Source organism: Limimaricola soesokkakensis, from assembly GCF_900172345.1.
Taxonomy (GTDB): domain Bacteria; phylum Pseudomonadota; class Alphaproteobacteria; order Rhodobacterales; family Rhodobacteraceae; genus Limimaricola; species Limimaricola soesokkakensis.
The window spans coordinates 308,430-335,122 of the sequence record NZ_FWFY01000004.1 but is presented as its reverse complement, the minus strand read 5'-3'; the positions used below and the strand labels follow the sequence as shown (position 1 = coordinate 335,122).

At 69.5% G+C, this 26,693-nt stretch carries 29 protein-coding genes and 1 other RNA gene; 8 read left to right on the top strand and 22 right to left on the bottom strand.

Annotation, left to right across the window (positions count from 1 at the left end; all coding sequences use genetic code 11):
• The first annotated feature begins 10 nt into the window (after positions 1-10).
• The 3 genes from LOS8367_RS09270 (at position 11) to LOS8367_RS09260 (ending at position 2,800) form a co-directional block, all read left to right on the top strand.
• Positions 11-730: a 16S rRNA (uracil(1498)-N(3))-methyltransferase gene (locus LOS8367_RS09270; protein ID WP_085896203.1), complete on the top strand. Its 720-nt coding sequence runs from the start codon at positions 11-13 to the stop codon at positions 728-730.
• A gap of 69 nt (positions 731-799) precedes the next feature.
• The gene (locus LOS8367_RS09265) at positions 800-1,315 is read left to right on the top strand and encodes a hypothetical protein (protein WP_085896202.1); all 516 of its coding nucleotides are present in this window, start codon (positions 800-802) and stop codon (positions 1,313-1,315) included.
• Positions 1,316-1,429: 114 nt separating this feature from the next.
• Positions 1,430-2,800 carry a glutamate--cysteine ligase gene (locus LOS8367_RS09260; RefSeq protein ID WP_085896201.1) on the top strand — a complete coding sequence of 457 codons (1,371 nt, stop codon included), beginning with the start codon at positions 1,430-1,432 and terminating at the stop codon, positions 2,798-2,800.
• Between the two features lie 30 nt (positions 2,801-2,830).
• Here the strand turns inward: LOS8367_RS09260 and LOS8367_RS09255 are convergent, their stop codons facing one another.
• From LOS8367_RS09255 to LOS8367_RS09225, 7 genes are all read right to left on the bottom strand, one after another.
• Positions 2,831-3,139, bottom strand: a complete 309-nt coding sequence (locus LOS8367_RS09255) for a TM2 domain-containing protein (RefSeq protein ID WP_085896200.1) — start codon at positions 3,137-3,139, stop codon at positions 2,831-2,833.
• A 104-nt stretch (positions 3,140-3,243) separates the two neighbouring features.
• On the bottom strand, positions 3,244-3,849 hold the full coding sequence (plsY, locus tag LOS8367_RS09250; RefSeq protein WP_085896199.1) for a glycerol-3-phosphate 1-O-acyltransferase PlsY: 606 nt from the start codon (positions 3,847-3,849) through the stop codon (positions 3,244-3,246).
• Positions 3,849-5,123: a dihydroorotase gene (gene pyrC, locus LOS8367_RS09245; protein ID WP_085896198.1), complete on the bottom strand. Its 1,275-nt coding sequence runs from the start codon at positions 5,121-5,123 to the stop codon at positions 3,849-3,851. The genes plsY and pyrC overlap by 1 nt, the downstream gene beginning before the upstream one ends.
• Positions 5,120-6,076 carry an aspartate carbamoyltransferase catalytic subunit gene (locus tag LOS8367_RS09240; protein ID WP_085896197.1) on the bottom strand — a complete coding sequence of 319 codons (957 nt, stop codon included), beginning with the start codon at positions 6,074-6,076 and terminating at the stop codon, positions 5,120-5,122. Before LOS8367_RS09240 ends, pyrC begins: the two co-directional genes overlap by 4 nt.
• Before the next feature lie 77 nt (positions 6,077-6,153).
• Positions 6,154-7,494 (bottom strand): chromate efflux transporter, encoded by a 1,341-nt coding sequence (gene chrA, locus LOS8367_RS09235; protein WP_085896196.1) that lies wholly within the window; start codon positions 7,492-7,494, stop codon positions 6,154-6,156.
• Positions 7,491-8,312, bottom strand: a complete 822-nt coding sequence (locus LOS8367_RS09230; protein WP_085896195.1) for a chromate resistance protein ChrB domain-containing protein — start codon at positions 8,310-8,312, stop codon at positions 7,491-7,493. Before LOS8367_RS09230 ends, chrA begins: the two co-directional genes overlap by 4 nt.
• Before the next feature lie 187 nt (positions 8,313-8,499).
• Positions 8,500-9,249, bottom strand: coding sequence for a DUF6473 family protein (locus tag LOS8367_RS09225; protein ID WP_085896194.1), 750 nt, complete (start codon positions 9,247-9,249; stop codon positions 8,500-8,502).
• 135 nt (positions 9,250-9,384) lie between these two features.
• On the opposite strand from LOS8367_RS09225, the gene LOS8367_RS09220 reads away from it, so the two are divergent.
• Positions 9,385-10,260: a 3-hydroxybutyryl-CoA dehydrogenase gene (locus LOS8367_RS09220; protein WP_085896193.1), complete on the top strand. Its 876-nt coding sequence runs from the start codon at positions 9,385-9,387 to the stop codon at positions 10,258-10,260.
• Between the two features lie 44 nt (positions 10,261-10,304).
• Here LOS8367_RS09220 and LOS8367_RS09215 read toward each other — a convergent pair whose 3' ends face one another.
• From LOS8367_RS09215 to LOS8367_RS09190, 6 genes are read right to left on the bottom strand one after another with little or no spacing between them, the layout of a single operon-like run.
• Positions 10,305-10,577: an HPr family phosphocarrier protein gene (locus LOS8367_RS09215; RefSeq protein WP_085896192.1), complete on the bottom strand. Its 273-nt coding sequence runs from the start codon at positions 10,575-10,577 to the stop codon at positions 10,305-10,307.
• Complete coding sequence (locus tag LOS8367_RS09210) at positions 10,574-10,993, bottom strand: PTS sugar transporter subunit IIA (RefSeq protein ID WP_085896191.1); 420 nt, start codon at positions 10,991-10,993, stop codon at positions 10,574-10,576. The genes LOS8367_RS09215 and LOS8367_RS09210 overlap by 4 nt, the downstream gene beginning before the upstream one ends.
• Complete coding sequence (gene rapZ, locus LOS8367_RS09205) at positions 10,990-11,949, bottom strand: RNase adapter RapZ (protein ID WP_085896190.1); 960 nt, start codon at positions 11,947-11,949, stop codon at positions 10,990-10,992. Before rapZ ends, LOS8367_RS09210 begins: the two co-directional genes overlap by 4 nt.
• The gene (locus tag LOS8367_RS09200) at positions 11,946-12,380 is read right to left on the bottom strand and encodes an HPr kinase/phosphorylase (RefSeq protein ID WP_085896294.1); all 435 of its coding nucleotides are present in this window, start codon (positions 12,378-12,380) and stop codon (positions 11,946-11,948) included. The genes rapZ and LOS8367_RS09200 overlap by 4 nt, the downstream gene beginning before the upstream one ends.
• Positions 12,377-14,113, bottom strand: a complete 1,737-nt coding sequence (locus LOS8367_RS09195) for a sensor histidine kinase (RefSeq protein WP_085896189.1) — start codon at positions 14,111-14,113, stop codon at positions 12,377-12,379. Before LOS8367_RS09195 ends, LOS8367_RS09200 begins: the two co-directional genes overlap by 4 nt.
• A gap of 29 nt (positions 14,114-14,142) precedes the next feature.
• Positions 14,143-14,844 carry a response regulator transcription factor gene (locus LOS8367_RS09190; protein WP_085896188.1) on the bottom strand — a complete coding sequence of 234 codons (702 nt, stop codon included), beginning with the start codon at positions 14,842-14,844 and terminating at the stop codon, positions 14,143-14,145.
• A gap of 317 nt (positions 14,845-15,161) precedes the next feature.
• Between LOS8367_RS09190 and LOS8367_RS09185 the strand changes: the two genes are divergently transcribed.
• Both LOS8367_RS09185 and LOS8367_RS09180 read left to right on the top strand, forming a co-directional pair.
• Positions 15,162-16,760: a phosphoenolpyruvate carboxykinase gene (locus LOS8367_RS09185; RefSeq protein ID WP_085896187.1), complete on the top strand. Its 1,599-nt coding sequence runs from the start codon at positions 15,162-15,164 to the stop codon at positions 16,758-16,760.
• Between the two features lie 108 nt (positions 16,761-16,868).
• Positions 16,869-17,903: an alpha/beta hydrolase family protein gene (locus tag LOS8367_RS09180; RefSeq protein ID WP_085896186.1), complete on the top strand. Its 1,035-nt coding sequence runs from the start codon at positions 16,869-16,871 to the stop codon at positions 17,901-17,903.
• Here LOS8367_RS09180 and LOS8367_RS09175 read toward each other — a convergent pair.
• Positions 17,900-18,535 (bottom strand): ribonuclease T2 family protein, encoded by a 636-nt coding sequence (locus LOS8367_RS09175; RefSeq protein ID WP_085896185.1) that lies wholly within the window; start codon positions 18,533-18,535, stop codon positions 17,900-17,902. The two genes, LOS8367_RS09180 and LOS8367_RS09175, sit on opposite strands and share 4 nt — an antisense overlap.
• Positions 18,536-18,669: 134 nt before the next feature.
• Here LOS8367_RS09175 and LOS8367_RS09170 point away from each other — a divergent pair, with 134 nt between their 5' ends.
• Positions 18,670-19,446: a DUF1013 domain-containing protein gene (locus LOS8367_RS09170; RefSeq protein WP_085896184.1), complete on the top strand. Its 777-nt coding sequence runs from the start codon at positions 18,670-18,672 to the stop codon at positions 19,444-19,446.
• Between the two features lie 47 nt (positions 19,447-19,493).
• Here the strand turns inward: LOS8367_RS09170 and LOS8367_RS09165 are convergent, their stop codons facing one another.
• The 8 genes from LOS8367_RS09165 to LOS8367_RS09130 form a co-directional block, all read right to left on the bottom strand.
• Positions 19,494-19,922 carry a PACE efflux transporter gene (locus tag LOS8367_RS09165; RefSeq protein ID WP_085896183.1) on the bottom strand — a complete coding sequence of 143 codons (429 nt, stop codon included), beginning with the start codon at positions 19,920-19,922 and terminating at the stop codon, positions 19,494-19,496.
• A gap of 130 nt (positions 19,923-20,052) precedes the next feature.
• Entirely contained in the window at positions 20,053-20,646 is a 594-nt protein-coding gene (gene recR, locus LOS8367_RS09160) for a recombination mediator RecR (protein WP_085896182.1), read from the bottom strand.
• Positions 20,647-20,713: 67 nt separating this feature from the next.
• Positions 20,714-21,058: a YbaB/EbfC family nucleoid-associated protein gene (locus LOS8367_RS09155; RefSeq protein ID WP_085896181.1), complete on the bottom strand. Its 345-nt coding sequence runs from the start codon at positions 21,056-21,058 to the stop codon at positions 20,714-20,716.
• A gap of 77 nt (positions 21,059-21,135) precedes the next feature.
• On the bottom strand, positions 21,136-22,902 hold the full coding sequence (locus tag LOS8367_RS09150; protein ID WP_085896180.1) for a DNA polymerase III subunit gamma/tau: 1,767 nt from the start codon (positions 22,900-22,902) through the stop codon (positions 21,136-21,138).
• Positions 22,903-22,973: 71 nt separating this feature from the next.
• On the bottom strand, positions 22,974-23,363 hold the full coding sequence (locus LOS8367_RS09145; RefSeq protein WP_085896179.1) for a DUF202 domain-containing protein: 390 nt from the start codon (positions 23,361-23,363) through the stop codon (positions 22,974-22,976).
• A 43-nt stretch (positions 23,364-23,406) separates the two neighbouring features.
• A complete protein-coding gene (gene rsgA / locus LOS8367_RS09140) occupies positions 23,407-24,426 on the bottom strand; it encodes a ribosome small subunit-dependent GTPase A (RefSeq protein ID WP_085896178.1) in 1,020 nt (339 codons plus the stop codon).
• A 143-nt stretch (positions 24,427-24,569) separates the two neighbouring features.
• Positions 24,570-24,666, bottom strand: an RNA gene (gene ffs, locus LOS8367_RS09135) — signal recognition particle sRNA small type.
• Positions 24,667-24,718: 52 nt separating this feature from the next.
• Positions 24,719-25,378, bottom strand: a complete 660-nt coding sequence (locus tag LOS8367_RS09130) for an HAD family hydrolase (RefSeq protein WP_165761426.1) — start codon at positions 25,376-25,378, stop codon at positions 24,719-24,721.
• A gap of 300 nt (positions 25,379-25,678) precedes the next feature.
• Here LOS8367_RS09130 and nudC point away from each other — a divergent pair, with 300 nt between their 5' ends.
• Entirely contained in the window at positions 25,679-26,653 is a 975-nt protein-coding gene (gene nudC / locus LOS8367_RS09125; RefSeq protein ID WP_085896176.1) for an NAD(+) diphosphatase, read from the top strand.
• Positions 26,654-26,693 lie beyond the last annotated feature (40 nt).

Below are 26,693 nucleotides of genomic sequence, written 5' to 3'. Positions count from 1 at the left end.
GGTCCGCCCCATGGCATCCAAGGTCCGGCTGTTTGTAGATCACCCTCTGGCCGAAGGGCAAACCGTTCCGCTGGAGGCGGCGCAGGCGCATTACCTCTCCGGGGTGATGCGGCTGCCCCCGGGCAGCGTCATTTCCGTTTTCGACGGGCACTCGGGCGAGTTCGACGCCACCATCGCGCAGGCCGGCAAGCGCGGCGGCACGCTGGAGATCGGCGCGAAGACAAAGCCGTTCATGCCACCGCCCGATCTTTGGCTGTGCTTCGCGCCGATCAAGAAGGCGCGCACCGACTTCATCGTCGAGAAGGCGGCCGAGATGGGGGCGGCGCGAATCCTGCCGGTGCTGACCGAGTTCACCAATTCCGAGCGGGTACGGGTCGACCGGTTGCAGGCCCATGCCGTCGAAGCGGCCGAACAATGCGGCGGCACCTACGTGCCGCAGGTGGCCGAGCCGGTAAAGCTGGCGCGTCTGCTCGACGGCTGGCCCGGGGAGCGTAGGCTGATGTTCTGCGACGAGACGCTGGTGGGGGAAAGCGGGCGGTTGCCCGACGCCCCGGGGCCATGGGCGGTGCTGATCGGACCCGAGGGCGGGTTCTCGGACAAGGAACGGGCGCGGCTGCGCGGGCTGGAGGGTGCGCATCCCGTCAGCCTCGGGCCGCGCATCCTGCGCGCCGACACCGCGGCGGTCGCGGCCCTGACGCTCTGGCAGACCACGCTCGGGGACTGGCGGTGAGCCGCCCGGACCCCGGGCGCCCGGCCGTGGCCGGGTTTGCGTATTTGAAGAACAAAGTCGGGCAGGGCGATGGCTGATCTGCTGCGCCCTGAGGCGCGCGCGGCGCTGTGGCGTGGGCGCGAGGTGCTCGTCGGGCTGGTCCTTGCCGGGCTCGGGCTCTGGTGGGCGCTCGCGAGCTTCGGCATCCTGCAATGGCTGGGCTGGGGGCTTGCCGCGCTGGGTGCCGGACTGGTGATCGGTGGCGTGCAGCGCTGGCGCTTCCGGCAGGAGGGGCGGGGGCCGGGCCTCCTGAAGATCGACGAGGGCCGGGTCGCCTATATGGGGCCGCTGACCGGCGGCATGGTCGATCTTGACGAGGTCCGGCGGCTCAGGCTCGACCGGCGCGCGAAGCCGGCGCATTGGCTGTTGGAAACCGGCACCGAGGTTCTCGCGATCCCGGTCACCGCCGATGGGGCGGAGGCGCTGTTCGACGCCTTTGCGGCGCTGCCGGGGCTCAAGCGCGGCCGGATGATCGAGATGCTGAATGACGAGACGCGCGACGTGGTCACGATCTGGACTCGGCCGGCGCGGCTGACCGTGGTCTGATCTTCTGTGCGGCCGCGCATGGCCGGCCCGCGCGAAACCGGGTGTCGGCTCCATTGACTTATGGCCCCATGCGCGACACCTGTAGCCCCGCCTCGCGAGATAGGAGCCAGCGCCATGTCCATCCCTCAATCCGGCGGCGGGCCGATCGAGCATCATTCCCAGCTCGCCGAGTATCTGGCCAAGGGCTGCAAGCCCAAGAGCGACTGGCGCATCGGTACCGAGCACGAGAAATTCGGCTATTGCCGCGACAGCCTCAAGCCGCTGCCCTATGACGGTCCGCGCTCGATCCGCGCCATGCTGGAGGGGCTGCGCGACCGCTTCGGCTGGAGCCCGGTGGAAGAGCAGGGCAAGCTGATCGGGCTGGAGCGCGACGGCGCCAATATCAGCCTCGAGCCGGGCGGGCAGTTCGAGCTGTCCGGCGCGCCGCTCGAGACGATCCACCAGACCTGCGACGAGGTGAACAGCCACCTCGCCGAGGTGAAGAGCGTGGCCGACGAGATCGGCGTCGGTTTCATCGGGCTCGGCGCCGCGCCGGAGTGGTCCGAGGCCGAGATGCCGATGATGCCGAAGGGCCGCTACCGGCTGATGACCGATTACATGGACCGCGTCGGCACCCACGGAAAGCAGATGATGTACCGCACCTGCACGGTGCAGGTGAATCTCGACTTCTCCTCCGAGGCCGACATGGTCAAGAAGCTGCGCGTGGCTCTGGCGCTGCAGCCGGTGGCGACCGCGCTCTTCGCCAACTCGCCCTTCTTCGAAGGCAGGCCCAACGGCATGAAATCGTGGCGCTCGCGGATCTGGCGTGGGCTCGACGATTCACGGACCGGCATGCTGCCCTTCGCCTTCGAGGAGGGCATGGGCTTCGAGCGCTACGTCGAGTGGGTGCTCGATGTGCCGATGTATTTCGTCTACCGAGACGGCAAGTACATCGACGCGCTGGGCCAGTCGTTCCGCGATTTTCTCAAGGGCGAACTGCCGGCGCTGCCGGGCGAGAAGCCGACCCTGTCGGACTGGGCCGATCACCTGACCACGGTGTTCCCCGAGGCAAGGGTCAAGAAGTTCATCGAGATGCGCGGCGCCGATGGCGGCCCGTGGCGCCGGCTCTGCGCGCTGCCCGCCTTCTGGGTCGGGCTGACCTACGACCAGGGCGCGCTCGACGCGGCGTGGGATCTGGTGAAGGGCTGGGACGCCGAAACCCGCGAGGCGCTGCGCGTCGCGGCGGCCGAACAGGGGTTGCAGGCGAAGGTCGGCGGGCTCTCGATGCACGATCTGGCGCGGCAGGCGGTCGAGATCGCCGAGGCCGGTCTCAAGGCTCGCGCCCGCCCGGGCGCTGGTGGTCTGGTGCCGGACGAGACGCACTTCCTCAACGCGCTGAAGGAAAGCGTGGAGACCGGGCGCACCCCCGCCGACGAGCTTCTGGCGGAGTATCATGGCGAATGGGGCGGCGATCTGAGCCGGATCTACGCGGCGCATTCCTACTGAAACTGGTGGGCCGCGCCCTCGGGGGCGGCCTCAATTAAGAAGCGGAAAGCCGTGGGTGGCGCTGCGCCGGTCGAGGGCGCGGCGCTGCGCGATCGCGTCGTTGTGGCGACGGATCATGGCCGGGAGCCGCGGCAGGTCGATCAGCAGCCAGATCGCGGTGACCGACAGGCCGACGATGGTGACGGCGAGCATCAGCATCATCGCGGCCGAGCCCTTGTGGCCCATGTAGAAGCGATGCGCCCCGAACGGGCCGAGAAACAGCGCCAGCAGCATCGCCGTGGACAGCGCCTTGGTTCCGTCAGAGGTTTCCGCATCCGTTTGCTGGGCGTCGTCCGTCATCTCTTGCTCGATCCGCAGGCATCATTCTTGGGCGACGCCCTCGGCGCGCCGCGGCGACCATCACCGCTCGGTGGGGGAGATGCAATTCCCGCGTGGGAAACAGGCTATTTCGCGCCGATCCGCGGCTCGGTGCCGGCGCGAAGCCGCGCGATGTTGGCGGCGTGGCGGGCATAGAGGATCATCGCCAGAACGAGGCTCAGCAGTACGATCCGCCCTTCGCCCAGAAGCAGCGAGTAGAGCGGCGCGAAGCCCGCCGCGAGCAGCGCCGCGAGCGAGGAGTAGCGAAAGGCGAAGGCCACGAGCAACCAGGTGGCGCAGGCCGCGAGGCCCACCGGCCAGCTCAGGGCGATCAGCAGACCGAGGATCGTCGCCACCCCCTTGCCGCCGCGAAACCGCAGCCAGACGGGGTAGCAATGCCCGGCGAAGGCCGCGGCCCCGGCGATCTGCGCCGCGTCCTCGGCGGCGAAGATCCGCGCGAGGATCACGGCTGCGATCGCCTTGCCTGCGTCGAGCAGCAGCGTCGCGATGGCGGCGGCTTTCGAGCCGGTGCGCAGCACGTTGGTGGCGCCGATATTGCCCGAGCCGATGGCCCGCACGTCGCCCAGGCCCATGGCGCGGGTGATGATGAGACCGAAGGGGATGGAGCCCAAGAGGTAGCCGATCACCGCCCAGAGGATCAGCAGGGCGGTCGTGGTCTCCATAAGCGGCATCAGCGGGTCTCCGTCACGCTCCGACCTGCAACCCAGGTCCCGAGGACCCTGCCCTCGAGCCGGGCGCCATCAAAGGGGGTATTGCGCGATTTCGAGCGGAGTGTGGCCCGATCGAGCACGAAGGGTGCGTCCGGGTCGAACCAGACGAGGTCGGCGGGCGCGCCCTTGGACAGCCGACCTGTCTCCAGCTCCAATCGTTTCGACGGGTTGAGCGACAGCGCGCGGAACAGGCCCGGCAGGTCGATCACGCCATTATGCACCAGCCGCATCGAGGCGGGCAGCAGCGTTTCCAGCCCCACTGCACCCGAGGCCGCTTCCTCGAAGGGCAGGCGCTTGCTTTCCTCGTCCTGCGGCGTGTGCATCGAGCACAATATGTCGATGAGGCCGGAGGACAGCGCCTCGCCCACCGCCATGCGGTCCTCCTCGGCGCGCAGCGGCGGCTTGAGCTTGAAGAAGCTGCGGTAGTCGGCGACGTCGAGCTCGTTCAGCGTCAGGTGATGCACCGAGACGCCCGCCGAAATGTCGAGGCCGTTGTTCTTCGCCCGCTCCAGCGCCGGCAGGGCGCGGGCGGTGGTGATCTGGTCGGCGTGATAGCGCGCCCGCGTCATCTCCAAGAGCGCGATGTCGCGGTCGAGCGCCATGCGCTCCGCCATCGGTGACACACCCGGCAGGCCACGCAGCGAGGCGAACTTGCCGGAGGTCACGACGGCGCCGTTCGACAGGCCCGGCTCCTGCACATGCGCCATCACCAGCGCATCCAGCGAACGCGCATAGGTCAGGGCGCGCGAGAACACCTTGGTGTCGGTGACGACCCGGTCGCAATCGGTGAAGGCCACCGCGCCCGCATCGCGCAGAAAGCCGATCTCGGTCATCTCGCGGCCTTCGCGGCCCTTGGTGAGGGCGGCCATAGGCAGCACCCGCACCGGGCTGTCCTCGCGGGCGCGGCGCACCACGAATTCCAGCGTCTCGGGCGTGTCGATCGCGGGCAGGGTGTCGGGGCGGGTGACGATGGTGGTGACGCCGCCCGCCGCCGCGGCACGCCCGGCCGAGGCGAAGCTTTCCTTGTGGCGCTCGCCGGGCTCCGAGACCTTAACCCCGAGATCGACGATGCCCGGGGCGAGGCAATGGCCGCGGCAGTCGATCACCTCGGCCGCCTCGGGCAGTTCGCCGCCCTCGATCACCGCCTTGATGCGGCCGTCCTCGACCAGCAGCGCACCGCGCGTCTCGCCACGCTCGGGGTCGATCAGCCGGGCATTGGTGAAAAGGATGCTCATGCCATCACTCCGGTCTCTTGCCGCGCCGCGCGCGCGTTGCGCGCCAGAAGATCCATCGCCGCCATGCGCACCGCGACGCCCATCTCGACCTGTTCCTGGATCACGCTGCGATTGATGTCGTCGGCGATGGTGCCGTCGATCTCGACGCCCCGGTTCATCGGTCCGGGATGCATCACGATGGCGTCGGGCTTGGCATGCGCCAGCTTCGCGGCATCGAGCCCGTAGCGGTGGAAATACTCGCGCTCCGACGGGATGAAGCCGCCGTCCATGCGCTCCTTCTGGAGCCTGAGCATCATCACCACGTCGACGTCCCGAAGTCCTTCTTCCATGTCATCGAACACCTCGACGCCGAACTCGGCCACGCCCGAGGGCATCAGGGTGGGGGGCGCGATGAGCCGGATGCGGTTCTCCATCTTGCCCAAGAGCATGATGTTCGAACGCGCGACGCGGCTATGGGCGATGTCGCCGCAGATCGCGATCGACAGGCGGTGCAGCCGTCCCTTGGCGCGGCGGATCGTCAGCGCGTCGAGAAGCGCCTGCGTCGGGTGCTCGTGCCGCCCGTCGCCCGCGTTGAGCACCGAGCAGTTCACCTTCTGCGCCAGCAGGTCGACCGCGCCGGAGTTCGGGTGTCGCACCACCAGAAGGTCGGGGCGCATCGCGTTCAGCGTCAGCGCCGTGTCGATCAGCGTCTCGCCCTTCTTCACCGAGCTGGCCTGCATCGCCATGTTCATCACGTCGGCCCCGAGCCGCTTGCCCGCGATCTCGAAGCTGGCTTGGGTGCGGGTCGAGTTCTCGAAGAACATGTTGATCTGAGTCAGCCCCGCCAGCACGTCGCGCGGGGCCCGGCCCTGCCGGTTCAGCTCGGCATAATGCTGGGCAGTGTCGAGAAGCTCGGTGATCTCGGTGGGGTGCAGGGGCTCGATCCCGAGCAGGTGGCGGGCGCGGAAGGTCATGTCAGGGGCTCCGGATGCTGCGCGCGCCTTATAGGGCCGGGGCGGCCCCGGGGTAAAGCGGCGCGCCCCGTCGCCGGCTATCCCCCGAGGGTCGAGAGCGCGATGCCGCAGGCCGAGCAGACCGCCAGCGTCAGCGGCACGCCCCGGTGCCAGCGCAGCAGGAGCAGCGCCGCCACCAGCACGATCAGGGCGCTGCGCCAATCGAGGCTGGCCCAGTCGGGCAGCGCCAGTTCGACCGCCCCGGCACGCATCGTCCCGATCCTTTCGAACAGGACGTGCAGGCCGAACCAGACCGACAAGTTGGCGATCACCCCGACCACCGCCGCCGTCACCCCCGTCAGCGCCGCGCGCAGCACTGGCCGGGCCGAGATCGCGTCGATCCACGGCGCGCCGGCGAAGATCCACAGGAAACAGGGCGCGAATGTCGCCCAGAGCGTGACCAACGCTCCGCCCAACCCCCAAAGCAGCGCCCCGCCACCCGCGGGCGCGGCCCGGTGCCCGGCGAGAAAGCCCACGAATTCGGTCACGAGGATCAACGGGCCGGGCGTGGTTTCGGCCAGCCCCAGCGCGTCGAGCATCTCGCCGGTGGTAAGCCAGCCCTGCGTGGCGACCGCCTCCTGGGTCATGTAGGCGAGCACCGCATAGGCGCCGCCGAAGGTGACCGTGGCCAGCACCGAGAAGAACCGCGCCATCTCGCCGAAGACCGGCGGGGCGATCGCGGCCACCGCGAGCAATGGCGCGGCCCATAGCGCAAGCCATGTGGCCGCGGTTCGGATCGTGGCGCGGACCGGCCGGGCGGGTCCGCCGCCGGGCGATGCGGTGGCCGGGCGGGCCCGCGTCTCGCCGTCCCGCAGGCGCAGCGCGCCCCAGATTGCCGCTGCGGCGATCACGAGCGGGTAGGGCACCGCGAAGACGAAGAGCGCGACGAAGGCCAGCGCCGCGATGACGAGGGCCTCCGTGCCGATCAGGGCGCGGCGGGCGACGCGCAGCAGCGCCTCGATCACGATCACCAGCACCGCCGCCTTGACGCCCATGAACAGCGCCGCGGTGACGGGCAGCGCGCCGAACCGGACATAGAGCGCCGCGAGGCAGGCGATCACCACCGCGCCGGGCAGCACGAAGAGCCCGCCGGCGATCAGCCCGCCGCGCACCCCGTGCATGCGCCAGCCCGCATAGGTGGCGAGCTGCATCGCCTCGGGGCCGGGCAGCAGCATGCAAAACGACAGCGCGTCGAGATACTGCCTCTCGGTGAGCCAGCGCCGTTCGTCGACGACCATCCGGTGCATCAGCGCGATCTGCGCCGCCGGCCCGCCGAAGGAGAGGATTCCGATACGCCACCAGACGCGCGCCGCCTCGGCGAGGGTCGGGGCCGCGCCTGAGGCCGGGGCCCCGGAAGCGGGCGATAGCCCGCTCGTCATGACGGCCGCACGGCGGCGGCGGGCCAGTCATGACCCTCCTCCGTCGCGTCCCGCGCCCAGCGGTACAGGGCGTCGTAGAGCGTCATCCCGGCCTCGAGTTGCGCCAGGTCATCGCGATACATGCGCGACAGGCCGAGCGATAGCGCCAGCAGACCCGCCGCCTCGGGCGCGAGGTCGTGCCGGTTCGTGTCGGCGCCCCGAACGATGGTCGCGACCCGCTCCAGCGGCGCGCTTTGCAGCCCGAAGGCGTCGAGAACGGCGTCGAAGGAACAGCGCTCGCCCGCATGGGTCAGCCCCGCCCCTTCGATGTCGAATGGGACGGCGCCGAACCTCTCCGCCACCAGCGCCACGTCCTCCGGCGGTACGAACAGGAAGCGGGCGCGCGGATCGACGAAGCGCCGCACCAGCCAAGGGCAGGCGATGCGGTCGATCTTGGGCCGGTGCCGGGTGACCCAGAGGCTGCGCCCCTCGGCGTCGGGGGCGGACAGGGCAGTGGCCGCGACCATCGGGGCACTGGCGTCGCGCCAGGCGATCTGCCCGCCTTCGAGCACTTCGCAGGCCACGCCTTCGATGCGCAGCAGCGCGGCCGCGCCTTGCGAGATCTTGCGGCCCTTCTGGCAATAGACGACGGCGCGGCGCTGGCGCAGCGCCGGTACCAGCGTCGCGACCTCGGCAAAGCGGTGCCGGAACGCGCCCGGGATCAGCCGCGGATCGGCGGCGAAATCCTCATCGGTGCGCAGGTCGATCAGCGTGGGCGCGTCGGGCGTGCCGACGAGCCGCATAAGCTGTGGCACGGTGATTTCGGTGGGTGAGGGCATCTGGCATCCTTTCCCGGCCGGGGGCGGCCGTGCGGCAGGCCGAACCTGCCGGTCCAACGTGACGAGGATGCGAAACGGTGGCCTGAGCCTCACGAGGCGTCCGCGAGCCCCTTGGGCCAGATGATCGCAGAGCCGGCGCGCTGTCGCAAGTGCCGGGCCCCTGCGCGGCGGTCCCGTGGCGCAACCCTCAGCCGGCCTTGGCCGTGAGGCTGCGCGCCAGATCTAGAGCGACCCGCCGGTGCTGCGCCGCCTCGGTCCCCGCGTCGCAGGGCACCACCACGACGCCCTGCGCCAGCGGGCGCAGGGCGTCGATCATCGCCGGGGTCACGAAGAGCGGGTCGCGGCCGAGACGCCCGTGGCCCAACCGCCGCGGCAGCGCCACCAGTGTCACCGGCACCTCGATGCGATCGAACAGGCCGCGCATCCGCATGGTCCAAGCGGCGCGCAGTTCGTCGCGTACCGCGTCGAACCGCCCCGGATCCTTGCGGTGCAGGGTTTCGAGCATGTGGCGCACGAAGCAGAAATCGGTGAAGTCGATCTCCGGATAGAGTGCGCGCAGCTTGGCCGAGGCCCGCAGGAAGCGGTCGTTGCGGCGCGGGTGCACGGTATAGAAGCGATTGCCCAGCCCCTGCGCCCCGGTGAGTTGCAGCACCACCCGATCGGCGCCGTTGCACAGCGCCAGCAGGGCCGCGTCGCCGAACAGCGCCCCGGGCCCGGCGTTCAACGTCCCGAGATTGACGCAAGGAAGGTTCAGCTCCTGCTCCAGCAGGGCCGGAAAGGGCTGCGCCAGATCCGGACCGAAGGTCTCGGTGCTGCCCGCGCAGGCGATATAGGCCCGGTCGAGCCGTCGCAACGGCGCCCTTACCTCAAGCCGCGAATTTCCGTAGCGGCCGCGCATGATCCGCAGGCCGGCCAAGCCGATCGTTTCGTGCCTCATGGTGCACCCCAACCCATTTTCCCGCCGAGGATCAGAGCAGGAAAGGCTTGCCAGACCGCTAAGCGCCCTCCGGCGCTTGTGAGCGGGGCGGCTGCGGACCTATGGTGCGGCCGAATCGGGAGAAGGAACTGGCAGATGGCGATCGAGAAGGTGGGCGTTGTGGGCGCGGGGCAGATGGGCAACGGCATCGCCCATGTCTTTGCGCGGGCGGGCTACGAGGTGGTGCTGACCGACATCAGCGCCGAGGCGCTGCAACAGGCGGTGGCGCTGATCGGGCGCAACCTCGACCGGCAGATTTCCAAGGGGACGCTGAGCGAGGCCGAGAAGTCCGAGGCGCTGGGCCGGATCTCGACCACGCAGACCCTGATCGATCTGGGTCCCTGCGACCTGATCATCGAGGCCGCGACCGAGCGCGAGGTAGTGAAGACCGCGATCTTCGAGGAGCTGGTGCCGCATCTGGCGCCGCACACGATCCTGACCTCGAACACCTCGTCGATCTCGATCACCCGGCTCGCCTCGCGCACCGACCGGCCCGAGAAGTTCATGGGCTTCCACTTCATGAATCCGGTGCCGGTGATGCAGCTGGTCGAGCTGATCCGTGGCATCGCCACCGACGACGAGACGTTCCGCGCCTGCCTCGATGTAGTTGAGCGGCTCGGCAAGACGGCGGCGACCTCCGAGGACTTCCCGGCCTTCATCGTCAACCGCATCCTGATGCCGATGATCAACGAGGCGGTCTACACGCTTTACGAGGGGGTGGGCTCGGTGTCCTCGATCGACACCTCGCTCAAGCTCGGGGCGAATCACCCGATGGGGCCGCTGGAGCTGGCCGATTTCATCGGGCTCGACACCTGCCTCGCGATCATGAACGTGCTGCATGACGGGTTGGCGGACACCAAGTACCGGCCCTGTCCGCTGCTGACGAAATACGTCGAGGCGGGCTGGCTCGGCCGCAAGACCAAGCGCGGCTTCTACGATTATCGCGGCGAAACGCCGGTGCCGACCCGCTGAAGCGGGCAAGGTCTGAGGTCTTCGATGCGGAAGGGGAGGGGGCTTCAGCCCCCTTCGCCGAAGCAGTCCGCGACCAGCGCCTCGATCGCATCGGCGAGACGCTCGGCCTCGGCGCCCGAGGTTTCGACGTCGATCCAGGTGCCGCGCGAGGCGGCGAGCATGAGAAGCCCCATGATGCTGTCACCGGTGGTCGAGAGACCGTCCCGGCTGACCGTCGCCTCGGCGTCGAAGGATTCGACGGTTTCAGCGAGCTTGGCGGAGGCGCGGGCGTGCAAGCCCTTTACGTTGATGATCTGCAGGCGTCTCGAGGTCGTCATGTTCCGGTACGTGTCTCCGTCTGCAGTCCTGCATCGACGATCAGGCTGTCGATGTATTTACGCCCCGCCGTGAGCGCCGCGCGCACCGCCTCGGGGACGGTCTTGCCGCGCGACTTGGCGAGCTTGATGAGCATTGGGAGGTTGGCGCCGTAGAGAATCCGCCGATCCGAGACCGAGCAGGCCCTGAGCGACAGGTTCGAAGGCGAGCCGCCGAACATGTCGGTCACGATCACCACCCCGTCGCCGGTATCGACGCTGTCGGCGGCGACGCAGATCTCCTCCTGCTTGGCGGCGCGGTCGTCGTCGGGCAGGATGGTGATGGCGATGACGCCGGTCTGGTGGCCCACGACGTGTTCCACGGCGGCGAGATATTCGCGTGCGAGCCCACCATGGGCCACGATGACGATTCCGATCACGCGACTTGTCCCCGTACGGTCGTCGGGCTCCCTGTCCCGGCGCGGCGTTCCAGCTCCCTGTGACGTTTAGACACCTGCCATCCCTCCTTCGCAAGGGCCTTGGCCAACCGTTCGGTCACGGCGACCGACCGGTGTTGCCCGCCCGTGCAGCCGAAGCCGATCGACAGATGCGTCTTGCCCTCGGCGTGATAGGCGGGAAGCAACGGTATCAGAAAATCGCACATCGAGGTGAAGAAGTCGTCAAAGCGGGGATCGCCCGCGACATGCGCATCGACGGCGGCGTCGCGTCCGTCCAGCGGCCGCAGTTCCGGCTCCCAATGCGGGTTGCGCAGGAACCGGCAGTCGATCACCAGGTCGAGCCCGCGCGGCAGGCCGCGCTTGTAGGAAAAGCTGTGCAGCGTCACTGCCAGCGTCCGTCCCTCCGGCGGCGCGAACCAGCGCTCGATCTCGGCTCGCAGATCGTGCGGCGACAGGCCGGAGCTGTCGAGCAGCACGTCGGCCCGGGCCCGCACCGGTACCAGCAATTCGCGTTCCCGGGCGATGCCGGCCGCCGGGCTGTCTGCCGGTGCCAGGGGGTGGCGGCGCCGCGTCTCGGAATAGCGCTGTACCAGCACGTCCTCGTCGCAGTCGAGATAGAGCACCTGGAGCGCCAACTCCGGGCGCTGCGCCAGCCGGTCGATCGCGTCGATCAGCGCGTCGGTCGTGAAATCGCGGTTGCGCACGTCGAGACCGAGCGCGAGCGGATGCGACAGCGGCGGCCCCTCGAGCAGCCGGGGCAGCAGCGACAACGGGAGATTGTCGATCACCTCGAAGCCGAGATCCTCGAGCACGTTGATCGCGGTGGTGCGCCCGGCGCCGGACGGGCCGGTGACCAGCACGAGGTTCTGGCGCCCCTCATCGGGCGCGCGGGACCGGGAACCGGCCGGGGCAAGGGCTAGGGCAGGGTCGGGTATCATGGCTCTCTCCGTCCTGCCTTGAGATACTGCAGGATCGCCGGCGCGAAATGGCCTGTCCCAATGTTGTGAAGCAAAGGGAGGGAACAGCCCAGATAGGTGACGCAACGTTTCGGGGGGAGACGTTCGGTCTCGGGGCGGTCGAGCGCCACCGCGAGGCACGGCGCTGCGGGGCCTGTGGGCCGCGCCTCGAGCAGCCCGACGCCGCGCGCCTCGATCAGCCCGGCGATCGCGGCGGGGCAGGTGGCGCGCAGACCGCCATCGGCGCCGACATAGACCAGCGTGCGGTCGTCGGCCACGAGATCGCAGCCATAGGCCATCAATTCAAGGGCAAGCGCGGACTTGCCGCTGCCCGACGGGCCGGTGATCAGCACCCCACGCCCCTGCCATGCGACGCAGCTCGCATGAAGGGAGAGAGGCGCCGTCCCGGTCAGATCGGAAGACCCACGACGAAGCGGGCGCCCAGCGGCTCCGAGGTCGGATCGGCCTCGGTCGGCCGGATGTTTTCGGCCCAGATCACGCCGCCATGCGCCTCGACAATCTGCTTGGAGATGGCGAGGCCGAGGCCGGAATTGTTGCCGAACTGCTGCTCGGGGCGCTCCGAATAGAAGCGCTGGAAGATCTTGGTCAGCGCCTCCTCGGGGATGCCGGGGCCGGTATCCTCGACCACGACGAGCACCCGGTTCTCGCGCTGGCGGGCCCAGATCCGGATTGCGTCGCCATCCTCGCAAAACGAGATGGCGTTGGTGATCAGGTTGACGAAGACCTGCGCCAGACGGCCCTCGAGGCCCTGGATGTGGATCGGTCGCGACGGCAGGTCGGCGATGAAGTCGATGCCCTTCAGTGCGGCTTCGCGGCCGAGGAAATCGTTGAGGTTCGACAGCATCTTCAGCAGGTCGAAGCTCTCCTCTTCCTCCTTCACCAGCTCGGCGTCGAGCCGCGAGGCGTTGGAGATGTCCGAGACCAGCCGGTCGAGCCGGCGCACGTCGTGCTCGATGACGTCGAGAAGCTTTTCACGGTGATCCTCGCGCTTGACCACGCGCAGGCTTCCCACGGCCGAGCGCAGCGAGGCCAGCGGATTCTTGATCTCGTGCGCCACGTCGGCGGCGAACTGCTCGTTGCCCTCGATCCGGTCGTAGAGCGCGGCCACCATGCCCCTGAGCGCCGCCGAGAGGCGGCCGATCTCGTCGGGCCGGGCGGTGAGGTCGGGGATTCGCACCTTGGTGGGGGCGAATTTGCGGGCGTTGCGGTCGCGCCCGGTCTCGGCGGCGGCGGCCAGCTCGGAGAGCGGGTTGGCGATGGTCGAGGCGAGCACGAGGCTGAGCCCGATCGAGACCAGCATGCCGATGACGAACATCTGCAGCACCTGCTCGCGCTCGCGCCGCACCAGCGCGTCGATCTCGCCCGCCGCCGAGGTGACGGCGACCACGCCGACGGCGCGGCGGCCCTGCTCGATCGGCGTCGCCACCGCGAAGATGGTGCGGCCCTGCGCGTCGGTCCGGGTCTGCACCGCGGTGCCGCCAGCCAGCGCCGGCGACACCAGCGCCCGCGCCGCGTCGGCGGTGCCGAAGGCGGGGGGCGGGGCGCTCGCGGGTGACAGCAGCCCGGCCAGCGCCTCCCATCCGGAATTGAGCAGATCTGTCAGCACCGTGCCGCCGGTCCCAAGGTCGAGTCCGCTCACCGCCTCGCGGCCCTGCGCCGCGGTCTCGCCGGCGAGCTGGCCCGAGGCGTCGAAGACCCGCAGCTCGATGCCGTCGCGCAGATCGAGCGCCGCGAGGCTCGCCTCGACGTCGATGCCGTCGCCGGTGATCAGGTTGACCGGCGCGCCGGCCGGCAGCTGCACCTCGAACAGGTCGGCGATCAGCTCGGCTTGGCTCACCAGCGACGAGGCACGCTGGAACGCGAGGTTGTCGCGCGACGGCGCGAGATAGAGCATTCCCGCGACCAGCAGCAGCAGCGCGATCAGGTTGAAGGTGATGATCTTGCGCGCCAGCGGCGAGCGGTTGAGCTGCACCAGCCTGCGGCGGCGGCGCGGCCGCTCGGCCCCGTTTTCGGGCGTGACCCAATCCTCGCCCAGCAGCACCCGCTCGCGCGTTTCGGACCCGCCGCGGGCGGCGCGCCGGACCGAGTTCAGGTCCCGCACGTCGATCTTGGGGGCGGCGGTCATGATGCGCTCATGCTCCGGGACGACCTCTCTTATTCCTCGTTGTAGCGATAGCCGATGCCATAGAGGGTTTCGATAGCCGAGAAGTCGGGATCGGCGTTGCGCATCTTCTTGCGCAGCCGCTTGATGTGGCTGTCGATGGTGCGGTCATCCACATAGACCTGATCGTCATAGGCCACGTCCATCAGCTGGTCGCGGCTCTTGACGAAGCCCGGACGCTGCGCCAGCGCCTGAAGCAGCAGGAACTCAGTCACGGTGAGCGACACGTCCTTGCCCTTCCAGGTCACGGCGTGGCGCAGCGGGTCCATGGTGAGCTGGCCGCGCTCCATCACCTTGTTCTCCTCGGTGACCTCGACGGTCTCGCCCGAGATCGCTTCCTGGCGGCGCAGCAGCGCCCGGATGCGCTCCACCAGCAGGCGCTGGCTGAAGGGTTTCTTGACGTAGTCGTCGGCGCCCATGCGCAGGCCGAGCACCTCGTCGATCTCGTCATCCTTGGAGGTGAGGAAGATCACCGGCATCTGCGTCTTCTGGCGCAGCCGCTGCAGCAGATCCATGCCGTCCATGCGCGGCATCTTGATGTCGAGCACGGCCATGTCGGGCAGCTTCTTGTTGAAGGCGTCGAGCGCCATCTGGCCGTCATTGTAGGTCTCGACCTCGAAGCCCTCGGCTTCGAGCGTCATCGACACCGAAGTCAGGATGTTTCGATCGTCATCCACCAGCGCGATTCTCGACATCGAAATCCCTTTCCTGCTCGGATTCTCTTCTTGGACCTTGCTTTGTCATCCCGGTTTGACCCTCGCAGATCAAGGGCGGACAGCGAATCGTGGCCCTGAAGACGCCTTATTTGTGCCGAAATGGAATAACCAATGGCTAAAATGCCTCACCTTTTCGACCTCTCCAAAGCGCTCCTGCCCTAGCGGCAGGCGCGGCGGTGGGGCGGTTGCGCTAACAGTCCGGCTGGTTGCGCTAACTGGATGGCCGCCTTGGAAATCATCGTGTTAAGCCCTTTGCACCGGGTCGGAAGGCGACCCCGATCAAAGGAGCCGGTCAGATGCAGCATGGACGCGTGAACCCCGAAATGACGCTCGAGGCGCAGGGGGTCTCCGGACTGGGCGAGGTCTATTACAACCTCACCGAGCCGCAGCTGATGCAGGCGGCGATCCGTGCGGGCGAGGGCAAGCTGGGCCAGGGCGGTACGCTGCTGGTGACCACCGGCCAGCACACCGGCCGTAGCCCCAAGGACAAGTTCGTGGTCCGCTCGGCCACCACCGAAGACACGATTTGGTGGGAGAACAACGCCGCGATGGAGCCAGCCGCCTTCGCGACGCTCAAGGCCGACATGCTGGCGCATCTCGCGGGCCGCTCGATGCATGTGCAGGACCTCTATGCCGGGGCCGACCCGGCGCATCGCATCGACGTGCGCATGGTGACCGAGCTGGCCTGGCACGGGCTGTTCATCCGCCACCTGCTGCGCCGCCCCGAGCGCGCCGAGCTGGACGGCTTCGTGCCGGAATACACCGTGATCAACGCGCCGAGCTTCCGCGCCGACCCCGAGCGTCATGGCTGCCGGTCCGGCACCGTGATCGCGATCGATCTCGACCAGAAGATGATCCTGATCGGCGGCACCGAATACGCGGGCGAGAACAAGAAGGCGGTGTTCACGCTGCTGAACTACCTGCTGCCCGAGAAGGGCGTGATGCCGATGCACTGCTCGGCCAACCACGCGCCGGGCAACCCGGTCGACACGGCAGTGTTCTTCGGCCTGTCGGGCACCGGCAAGACCACGCTCTCGGCCGATCCGTCGCGCGTGCTGATCGGCGATGACGAGCATGGCTGGTCGGACCGTGGCGTCTTCAACTTCGAGGGCGGCTGCTACGCCAAGACGATCTCGCTCTCGGCCGAGGCCGAGCCCGAGATCTATGCCACCACCCGCAAGTTCGGCACCGTGATCGAGAACATGGTGCATGACGAGGATACGCTGGAGCTCGATTTCGAGGACAGCTCGCTCACCGCGAACATGCGCTGCGCCTACCCGCTGCACTACATCTCCAACGCCTCGGAGAGCGCGCTGGGCGGGCACCCGAAGAACATCGTGATGCTGACCTGCGACGCCTTCGGCGTGCTGCCGCCGATCGCGCGGCTGACCCCGGCGCAGGCGATGTACCACTTCCTGTCGGGCTTCACCTCGAAGGTGGCCGGCACCGAGCGCGGCGTGACCGAGCCGGAGCCGACCTTCTCGACCTGCTTCGGGGCGCCCTTCATGCCGCGCCGTCCCGAGGAATACGGCAAGCTGCTGCAGCAGAAGATCGGCAATCACGGCGCCACCTGCTGGCTCGTCAACACCGGCTGGACGGGCGGCGCCTACGGCACCGGCCGCCGCATGCCGATCGCCGCGACGCGGGCGCTGCTCGCCGCGGCACTCGACGGCACGCTGGCCGAGGGGGCGTTCCGCAAGGACGTGAATTTCGGCTTCGACGTGCCGGTCTCGGTCGAGGGCGTCGATGACGCGCTGCTCGATCCGCGCGGCACCTGGGCCGACCCTGCGGCCTATGACGCGCAGGCGGCGAAGCTGGCGCAGATGTTCGCGGACAACTTCGCGCAATACGTGCCGCATATCGACGAGGACGTGCGCGCCGCCGCCATCGGCTGAGGCCTGCGCACCCGTTCCGCGGGGGAGGGGAGGCCCCCGCGGAACGCTTGACAGCCGGGCGCCATGGCCGCCCTATCGGGCGGCTGACGCGCCCCCCGGAGACCCGCCATGACCAAGCCGTTTCTCGCCCTCATCGGCGCGGCGCTTCTCGCCGCCCCGCTCATTGCCCAAGAGGCGGAGACGTCCGAGGCCGACACGACCGAATCGCAGCTGTCCGAGCCGCTTGGGAGCGCCGAGCCGGACGCGGACGCCGCGTCCGGGATCGACCTTTCCACGCTGATGATCACCGCGCCTTGGCCGCGCCCGCTGCCGCTTTCGGACGGGCGCGCCGGGCTATCGGACCGGGTCTCCTTCGAGGTCGAGGGCACGCCGGTCTACGGCACGCTGGCGCTGCCCCCCGAGGGCCCCGCGCCCACGGTGCTGCTGCTGCACGGCTTTACCGGCGACCGCAACGAGCTCGACATCGCGGGGGTGGAGGAGGGCGTGTTCCGCCGCACGGCCCGGCTTCTGGCCGAGGCGGGCTATGCCAGCCTGCGCATCGATTTCCGCGGCTCCGGCGAAAGCATGGAGGGCTTCGACTTCGCCGATACCACCTTCGAAAGCCAGATCGCCGACGCACAGGCGGCGCTCGACTGGCTCGAGAGCGAGGACCGCGCCGGTGGCCCGCTCTACCTGATCGGCTGGAGCCAGGGCGGGCTGGTCGCGGCCTCGCTCGCCGGGCGCGGCGCCCCGGTCGAGGCGGTGGCGCTCTGGGCGGCGGTGGCCGATCCGCAGATCACCTTCGCCACGCTGTTCGGCCCCGAGACGCTGGCCGAGGGCGTGCTGTCGGAAGAGCCGACCGAGCTGACCCTGCCCTGGGGCGCGGAGATCACGCTGGGCCAGCCCTTCTTCGAAGGCGTCATCGCCGCCGATCCTGTGGCCGAGATCGCGGGCTATGACGGGCCGCTCTTCGTGGCGCAGGGCACCGAGGACGCGACCGTCGACCCGGCCCAGGCCGAGATGCTGCTCTCCGCGCATGAGGGGCGCGAGGAGCTGTGGCTCAGGGAGATGGACCACGCCTTCGACGCCTTCGAGGGGCCGGAGCGGCTCGACGAGATGGTCGCGGCCACCGTGGCTTTCTTCGACATGCTGGGCGCGCCCTAGCGGATCGGCAGCATCAGCGCATCGGACAGCGCACAATCGCGGATCACGTCGGCGCCGCAATCGCGCGGTTCGAGATCGCGGGACAGGCAGATCCGTACCTCCTGCACCATCCCGTCGCGGCAGGTCACGGTGAGCCCGTCGGCGGTGAGCTCCGGGTTGTCGCGCAGGAACGCCTCCTCGACCAGGCTGGCGGGCAGGGTGATCTCGCGCTCCAGTCGCCGGAACTCCTCGGGGCGCGTCACGCGCTCATAGGCCGCGCGGGCGGTCTCGAAATAGGCGTCCGGCGACAGTCCCGAGCAGGTGCCGTGCTTCTTCCACTGGTGCCATGCCGAGCCGCCGCTGCCCATGATGTCGGCCATCGCGCCGGTACGGGCGCGCGAGGGCGGCGCCTGGGGCGTGGCGCAGTAATCTGGCCAGCCGGTCTCGTATTGCGGCCAGAGGCCATGCAGCACCCAGCCATGGTTACGGCGCGCCTCGCATTGCTCGGAGCCGCGCGCCTCTCCCTCGCGGGCGCACCAGCCGGGCGACCAACTCAGCGCCAGCACGTAGTAGTCGAATTCGCCCGCCGTCTCGGCCCGCAGGGGCGAGGCGAGAAGTGCCAGCGCCGCGAAGGCTCTTGCCGCAAAGGTCATTTATGTCTTTCCTCCAGCCGGTGTGATCCCTATATAGCGCGATGAGTTCCCCGAAAATGGAAACCAAGGATCGCCATGGCGGTCCGCCCCAGGCCGGGGCCGGGGGAAGACGTGTTTTTCGAAAGGGTGTTCACATGGCTGACAAACCGCTCATGGCCAAGGCCACCGCCGTCTGGCTGGTGGACAACACGACGATCAGCTTCAAGCAGATCGGCGATTTCTGCGGGCTGCACGAGCTCGAGGTGCAGGGCATCGCCGACGGCGACGTGGCCGCGGGCGTGAAGGGCTTCGACCCGGTCGCCAACAACCAGCTGACGCAGGATGAGATCGAGAAGGCGGAGAAGAACCCGCTGCACAAGCTGAAGCTCAAGTTCAACGCTTCCGCCGTCGGCGAGGAGAAGCGCCGGGGCCCGCGCTACACGCCGCTGTCCAAGCGTCAGGATCGGCCCGCCTCGATCCTGTGGCTGGTCAAGTTCCACCCCGAGCTGTCGGACGGGCAGATCTCCAAGCTGGTCGGCACCACCAAGCCGACGATCCAGGCGATCCGCGAGCGCACCCACTGGAACATCGGCAACATCGACCCGATCGACCCGGTGGCGCTGGGGCTGTGCCGCCAGTCCGAGCTCGATGCCGCCGTGCAGCAGGCCAATGCCAAGCGTCTGCGCGACGGATCGGCGATGAGCGACGACGAGCGCCGCAAGCTGGTCTCGACCGAGCAGAGCCTCGGCATGTCGCCCGAGACCAAGATGCCCTCCTCGATGACCGGTCTCGAAGGCTTCACCCTCTCCGAGAGCAACGCCTCCGAAGAGGAGGAGGCCGAGGAGCCGCAGGACGAGCGCGACGTCTCGGATGCCGACAGCTTCTTCAACCTGCCCAAGGGCGGCGACGAGGACGAAGACGAGGACAAGTAAGTCCCAAGGCCGCGCCGGGCCCCTTGAGGGCGCCCGGCGCGGGCGGCTCAGGCCGCCACCCGGCCGTCGGGATCGGGAAAGACCCGGTCGTAGCACCAGGTGAAGACGAAGGTGTAGACGAGGTAGAACAGCGCGAAGCTGAGCTGCACCACGAAGGACTCCACGTAGCCCAGCCCCAGCCACCACGAGAAGATCGGCAGCAGGATCAGCAGCAGCCCCAGCTCGAAGGCGGTGGCATGCAGCGCCCGGAGCGTCATCGTCTTGGCGGTGGTGCCACGCCAGTGCTTCAACGCATGGTCGAAGGCGAAATTGAACGCGTAGTTCCAGCAGGTCGCCACCAACGAGGAGATCACGCTGATCGCGCCGATGTCGAACAGCGGAAAACCGTAGAGCCACGACCCGAAGGGCGTGACCAGCGCCAGCCCGAGAAGCTCGAAGCTGACGGCCTGCCGGATGCGGTCGGATTTGGTGCGCATGAGATCTCCGCTCTTGCCGTGTCCGTCGGGTCGTCCCGATCTTTCAGGCCCCGGACGGGGCGGAGGTCGTCCTCGCTCGTTACAGGAAATATGTTGCGGGGCTGTTGCGCCGCAAGGGGGCGCGGTTCGCTTACAGGCTGCGCCGTGCCCTCAATGCCGCGCTGATCGTGCCGTCATCGAGATAATCCAGCTCGCCGCCCACCGGCACGCCCTGCGCCAGCGAGGTCACCGAGACGTCCGGTAGCTGGTCGGCGATGTAATGCGCCGTGGTCTGGCCGTCGATCGTGGCGCCGAGCGCAAGGATCACCTCTGACACCGCCTCGGCGCGCACCCGGTCCATGAGACGCGGAATGCGCAACTCCTCGGGGCCGACGGCGTCGAGCGCCGAGAGCGTGCCACCGAGCACGTGGTAGCGGCCCTTGAACACGCCGGAGCGCTCCATGGCCCAGAGGTCGGCCACGTCCTCGACGACGCAGATCTGCCCCGTCGCCCGGCGTTCGTCAGCGCAGATGCCGCAGATGTCGCCGGTGCCGACATTGCCGCAGTTGAGGCATTCGCGCGCGGTGGCGCCGACCTCGGTCATCGCCTCGGCCAGCGGCGCGAGCAGCGTGCCGCGCTTCTTGACGAGATGCAGCACCGCACGCCGCGCCGAGCGGGGCCCGAGCCCCGGCAGGCGCGACATCAGCTCGATCAGCCGGTCGATGGCCTCGCGATCCTCGCTCATGCCATGGCCCATCGCGGGGCGGCAGGGCGGTGCCGGGTATTTGCAGGGTAGCGGAGCAGGGCGGGCCTCAGAACGGCAGGTTCATGCCCGCGGGCAGGCCGAGCTCTTCCTGGATCTTCTTCATCTCCTGCTGCGCCCGCTCGGTGGCGCGCGACTGCGCGTCCTTGATCGCGGCGAGGATCAGGTCCTCGACCACCTCCTTCTCGGAGGCCACGAAGATCGACGGGTCGATGTCGAGCCCGGTGAGCTCGCCCTTGGCGGTCGCCGTCGCCTTTACCAGCCCCGCGCCGCTTTCGCCGGTCACGGTGATGGTCTCCAGATCCTCCTGGATCTTGGCCATCTTGCCCTGCATCTCCTGCGCGGCCTTCATCATCTTGGACATGTCGCCCAGGCCGCCGAGCCCCTTGAACATCGCTGATCTCCTCGAATGCGTTCGCCCAGAGATACGGTCGAGGCCGCCCCGTCACAAGGGCGGCACCGCGAAAGCCGTCACTCTTCCTCGAACGGGTCCCACTCGTCCTCGACCTCGGCAAGCGCCTCCTCGGCGGCGTGCTGGCTGCGCTCGGCCTCGGTGCGGATCTCGGTGATCCTCGCCTTGGGAAAGGCCGCGAAGACGGCGCGCACCAGCGGGTGCGCCTCGGCCTCCTGTCGGAGCGCCAGCGCTGCCGCGTCACGGGTCTCGGCGATGGTGGGCTGGCCGCCCTCGTTGGCCACGCTGATCGCCCAGCGCGCGCCGGTCCAGGCCTGCAGCTTCTGGCCCAGCCGCTGCGCGAGGTCGGAGCGCGCGTCATCCGTCGGCTCGAACTCGATCCGGCCGGGGCTGTAGCGCACCAGCCGCAGCGTCGTCTCGACCTCGATCAGCATGTGCACGTCCCGATGCGTGCGAATGAGCTCGACCACGTCCTCGAAGCGGGCATAGCGCGCCAGCGCGTTTTCCGTGGCCACCGCCAGCGCGGGCTGCGCCGCGCCGCGCGCCGAGGGTCCCGATGGGCCGGCATGGGTGGGCGCGGGGGTACCGCGCGCCTGGACCTGGCCGCCCGGCGCAGGGCGCGCGCCGCCGCCGCCATTGCCGCCACCGGGGGGCGGCGGCGGGACGGGCGCGTCCTGCAGCTTGCGCACGAGCTCCTCGGGGCTTGGCAGATCGGCCACATGGGTGAGCCGGATCACCGCCATCTCGGCCGCCATCATCGCGTTGGGGGCGTGCGCCACCTCTTCGAGCGCCTTCAGCAGCATCTGCCACAGCCGGGCCAGCACCCGCATCGGCAGCGCCTCGGCCATCTGCGCGCCGCGCGCCCGCTCGTCTGGGCCGACGGTGGGATCGTCGGCGGCCTCGGGCGTGATCTTGATGACCGAGACCCAATGCGCGATCTCCGCCAGATCGCGCAGCACCGCCATCGGGTCGGCGCCCTCGGCGTATTGCGCCGAAAGCTCGGTCAGCGCCGCCGCCGCCTCGCCCTTGAGGATCATGTCGAACAGGTCGAGCACCCGGCCGCGATCGGCGAGGCCTAGCATGGCGCGGATCTGCTCCGCCGTGGTTTCGCCCGCGCCATGGCTGATCGCCTGGTCCAGCAGCGATGTCGCATCGCGCGCCGAGCCTTCGGCGGCGCGGGTGATCAGCGCCAGCGCGTCATCGGCGATCTGCGCGCCCTCGGCATCCGCGATGCGGCGCAGCATCGCGATCATCACCTCGGGCTCGATCCGGCGCAAATCGAAGCGCTGGCAGCGCGACAGCACCGTCACCGGCACCTTGCGGATCTCGGTGGTAGCGAAGATGAACTTCACATGCGCGGGCGGCTCCTCCAGCGTCTTGAGGAGCGCGTTGAACGCCCCCGTCGACAGCATGTGGACCTCGTCGATGATGTAGACCTTGTAGCGCGCCGAGGCCGCCCGGTAGTGCACGCTGTCGATGATCTCGCGGATGTTGGCGACACCCGTGTTCGAGGCCGCGTCCATCTCCATCACGTCGACATGGCGGCCCTCCATGATCGCCACGCAATGCTCGCACTGGCCGCAGGGCTCGGTCGTCGGGCCGCCATTGCCGTCGGGGCCGATGCAGTTCATGCCCTTGGCGATGATCCGCGCGGTGGTGGTTTTCCCGGTGCCGCGAATCCCGGTCATGATGAAGGCCTGCGCGATGCGGTTCGCGGCGAAGGCGTTCTTGAGCGTGCGCACCATCGCGTCCTGCCCCACCAGGTCGGCGAAGGTCTCGGGCCGGTATTTCCGGGCGAGGACCTGATAGGCGGGGGCGTCGGACATGCGTGGGACTCCGGTCGAGGGGACCGGGCCAAACTAGGGCTTGGCGCCGCCGAGGTCCACCTCGCGGGATCTCACAACAGCCACAGGATCGCGCCCGTGGCAATCGCGCCGAGCGACAGCAGCAGTGCGAGGATCAGCATACGCCGCGCGCCCTGCGCCTCGGCGTCGTGACTGGTGATCCGCGACTGGGCCTTGCGCGCCTCATGCGCCGCGGCGGCGAAGATCAGCACGGCGATGACGATGAAGATCGAGGCGACGGCCTTGGCGAGCCATGTGGGATCGAAATCGCCGAACACCGCCTTGAGGCCGATCGCCACGGCCAGCGCGGCCATGCCGGTGCGCATCCACCCCGCGAAGGTCCGCTCGTTGGCCAGAAGCGTCCGGTCCTCGGCCCAGTCGGTGCGGGCCTCGGCCCATTCGGTCTTGCGGTCGACCTCCCGGTCGCCATCGGTCTGGGCCATGGGTCCTCCTGCCGGGCCATCAGGCCCGACAGGAGGCAGGGCGTCAACCGCCCTTGCGGCGGCGCGCCCCGCGCTGGATCGTCTTGATCTTCTTGGTGAAGGACTTGCCCCGCGCGCGGCCCTCAGCGAGGGTTTCGCTGTTGTGCCGGTCCTCGGCCTCCAGCTTGCGCCAGCGCGCAAGGCGGTCGGGGTCGAGATCGCCCGCATCGAGGGCGGCGCGCACCGCGCAGCCCGGCTCGGTCTCATGCGCGCAGTCGCTGAACCGGCACTCGCTCACCAGCGCGGTCACGTCGTCGAACAGCTCTTCGATCCCCTCGGCGGTGTCGGTGAGCTGCAGCTCGCGCATGCCGGGCGTGTCGATCAGCCAGCCGCCGGCGCGGCAGCGCCGGAGCGCCCGGTAGGTGGTGGTGTGACGCCCCTTGGCGTCGTCCTCGCGAATGCCCGCCGTGGCCTCGGCACCCCCGGTGAGCGCGTTCTGCAGCGTCGTCTTGCCGACGCCCGAGGAGCCGACGAGGGCCAGGGTCTGGCCCGGCCCGCACCACGGCTCCAGCCGCGCCGCGTCGTCCAGATCGCGCGCGTTGAGCGCCAGCGCCACGACGAGTGGCGAGATCGCGCGGGCCTGCGCGAGGTAGGGGGCGGGGTCGTTCACCATGTCGGATTTGGTGAGGATCACCAGCGGCAGGCAGTCGCCCGCCATGGCCAGCGCCACGTAGCGCTCGAGCCGCGCCGGGTTGAAGTCGTCGTTGCAGCTGGTGACGATGCCGAGCGTGTCGACATTGGCGGCGACGAGCTGGCGCGAGACGGTATGGCCGGCGGCCTTGCGGGCGATCTGGCTGCGCGGGGCGAGCCGCACCCGCGCCTGCCCGTCGCGCATGCCGACCCAGTCGCCGACGGCGAAGGAGCCGGCACCGGAGGGGGCGCCGATCTTCACCGGGCCGTCCGGGGTGAGCGCCACGAGGATCGTGCGATGGATCTCGGCGATGCGCGCGGGGGCGTCGCCCTCTTCGAGCTGGCGCGCGAAATGGTCCGACCAGCCGAGGTCGGAAAGCGTGAGGTCTGTCAATGGATTGGTCCCGTCACGAAAGAACACGGGCCCGCCGGAGCGGGCAGCTTCGCGTCGGGCGAGGGGCGGCTCAGGCGGCCCCGGCCCGGAGGGCGATCACAATCTCCATGATGTCCTCCGTCATTCGGGTAGGGGATCGAATGGGTGAGAGGCTGGAACACGACCCAAGCGGGGCTCGTTGCGGCTGCTTCCTTCCGGACCTGACCGGGTTGGCGAGGCGCTTGCCCGCGCCAACCTCTCGAGGCCGATATAGGGAAGGGCGGCGCGGGACGCAAGGCCGCCGGGGCGCGTCTCAGGCCGGCAGCGGCAGCAGCCCGGCGGCGCGCGCGCCCTCGATCAGGTCACGGGCGAGATGCGTGGCGTGGCGGCCCTCGCTGGCGTTCAGGTCGGGCACCTGCACCACGGTCATGCCCGCGGCATGGCCGGCCTGCGCGCCGGTCTCGCTGTCTTCGAAGACGAGGCAGCGGGCGGGATCGGCGCCAAGGCGGCGCGCCGCCTCGAGATAGGCGTCGGGCGCGGGCTTGGCGTTCTCGATATCCTCCACCGTCACGATGGTCTCGACATGGGCGTCGAGCCCGGCGGCGCGGATCTTGGCCAGCCCCGGCGCGCGGCGCGACGAGGTGGCGATCGCCATCGGCAGGCCGAGCCGCGCGATCGCCGCGATCAGCGCCTCGGCACCGGTCTTGAGCGACAGCCCCGGCGCGAGGCGCGCCTCGACCCGCGCGTCCCAGTTGGCATAGAAGCGCGCCGCGTCGAGCGGCTTGCCGGTATGTTCGCGGATCAGCTCCACCCGGCGGTCGTCATGCACCCCCGCGAGGCTTTCGAAGAAGCCGGCGCCGATCTCGATGCCCTGCGCGGCCAGCGCGGGCAGCGCCTCGGCGTTGCATAGGGTTTCGGTGTCGACCAGCGTGCCGTCGAGGTCGAAGATCACGGCGTCATAGCTGCGGGGCATCGGGGCATCCTTGTCCTGGCGGGACCGCCATAGCCAAGCGGCGGCGCGGAGTCGATGGGCCCGGCTCGCCGGTTCACGGCGTGGCGGGCGGGCCCGCGAGCGGGGGCCGGGCGGAACGGGGCGCGCGCCATGCCGCGCCATGCAGCCCGGCTCGTCGCGACCGGCGCTCGGCCAGCACGTCGGTCATTTCGCGATGGTTGCATTTCCGGGGCTGGTTCCGCCCTCGCCCGGCTTTACATGGCGGCGACGTCGCGCATCCTGCGCGATGCTGCCGCATCACTTAACGAAGGAGCGCGCCGAATGGGGCATTTGGACAGGATCACCTTCGGCGGTGGCGGGCTCGATCGCGCCGCGGCGCTGCGCATCGATTCGGAAAGGTGCGCCGCGTTGGCGGCACGGCCCGGGGCGCGGGTGCTGCCGCTGTGGCGGGGCCGGGTGCTGCTAGCGGCGGACCGACTGGCGGGGCTGCCTTTCGATCACGAGGCATTGGCAAAAGACGGGGCCGGTGACGGGGCCGACGCGGCGGCGGAAACGGTGCTGCTCGGCCGCGACGCGGCGGGGGAGGGGATCTGGGCGCGACGCCTGCCGGACTGGCCGGGCGCGCCCGAGACGGTGGCCTCGGAGGAGGAGGTCGCGCATCCGGCGATCGAGGGGGCCGTTTTCGCCGAACTGCGCGGTCGCATGGCGACGCTCGACGCGCGCGATGCAGAGCTGGCGGCGATGGGCCGGGCGGTGCTGAACTGGCATGCCTCGCACCGGTTCTGCGCGGCCTGCGGGGCCCGCAGCCAGGTGTCGCAGGCGGGTTGGCGCCGCGACTGCCCCGCTTGCGACACGCCGCATTTCCCGCGCACCGACCCGGTGGTGATCATGCTGGTGACGCATGGCGATGCGGTGCTTCTGGGCCGTGCGCCGGGCTGGCCCGAACGGATGTATTCGGTGCTGGCGGGCTTCGTCGAGCCGGGCGAGACCGCCGAGGCGGCGGTGCGCCGCGAGGTGGCCGAGGAGGTCGGCGTGGCGGTGGGGCAAGTCGGCTACGTGGCCAGCCAGCCCTGGCCCTTTCCGGCGTCGCTGATGCTGGGGTTTCACGCCCGTGTGGAGGGGGCGGAGCGTCCCGTCCTGCGCCCCGATCCCGCCGAGATCGCCGCCGCCCAATGGGTGTCGCGGCAGCGGCTGGCGCGGATCTTCGCGCAGGAGGATGCCGAGATCCGCGCGCCGCTCAGGGGCGCGATCGCGCGGCATCTGATGTGGAACTGGCTTGCGGGCCGGATGGATTGACGCGAGAAATGGGCCAACAGGGGCGATCTGGCGTCCCGTG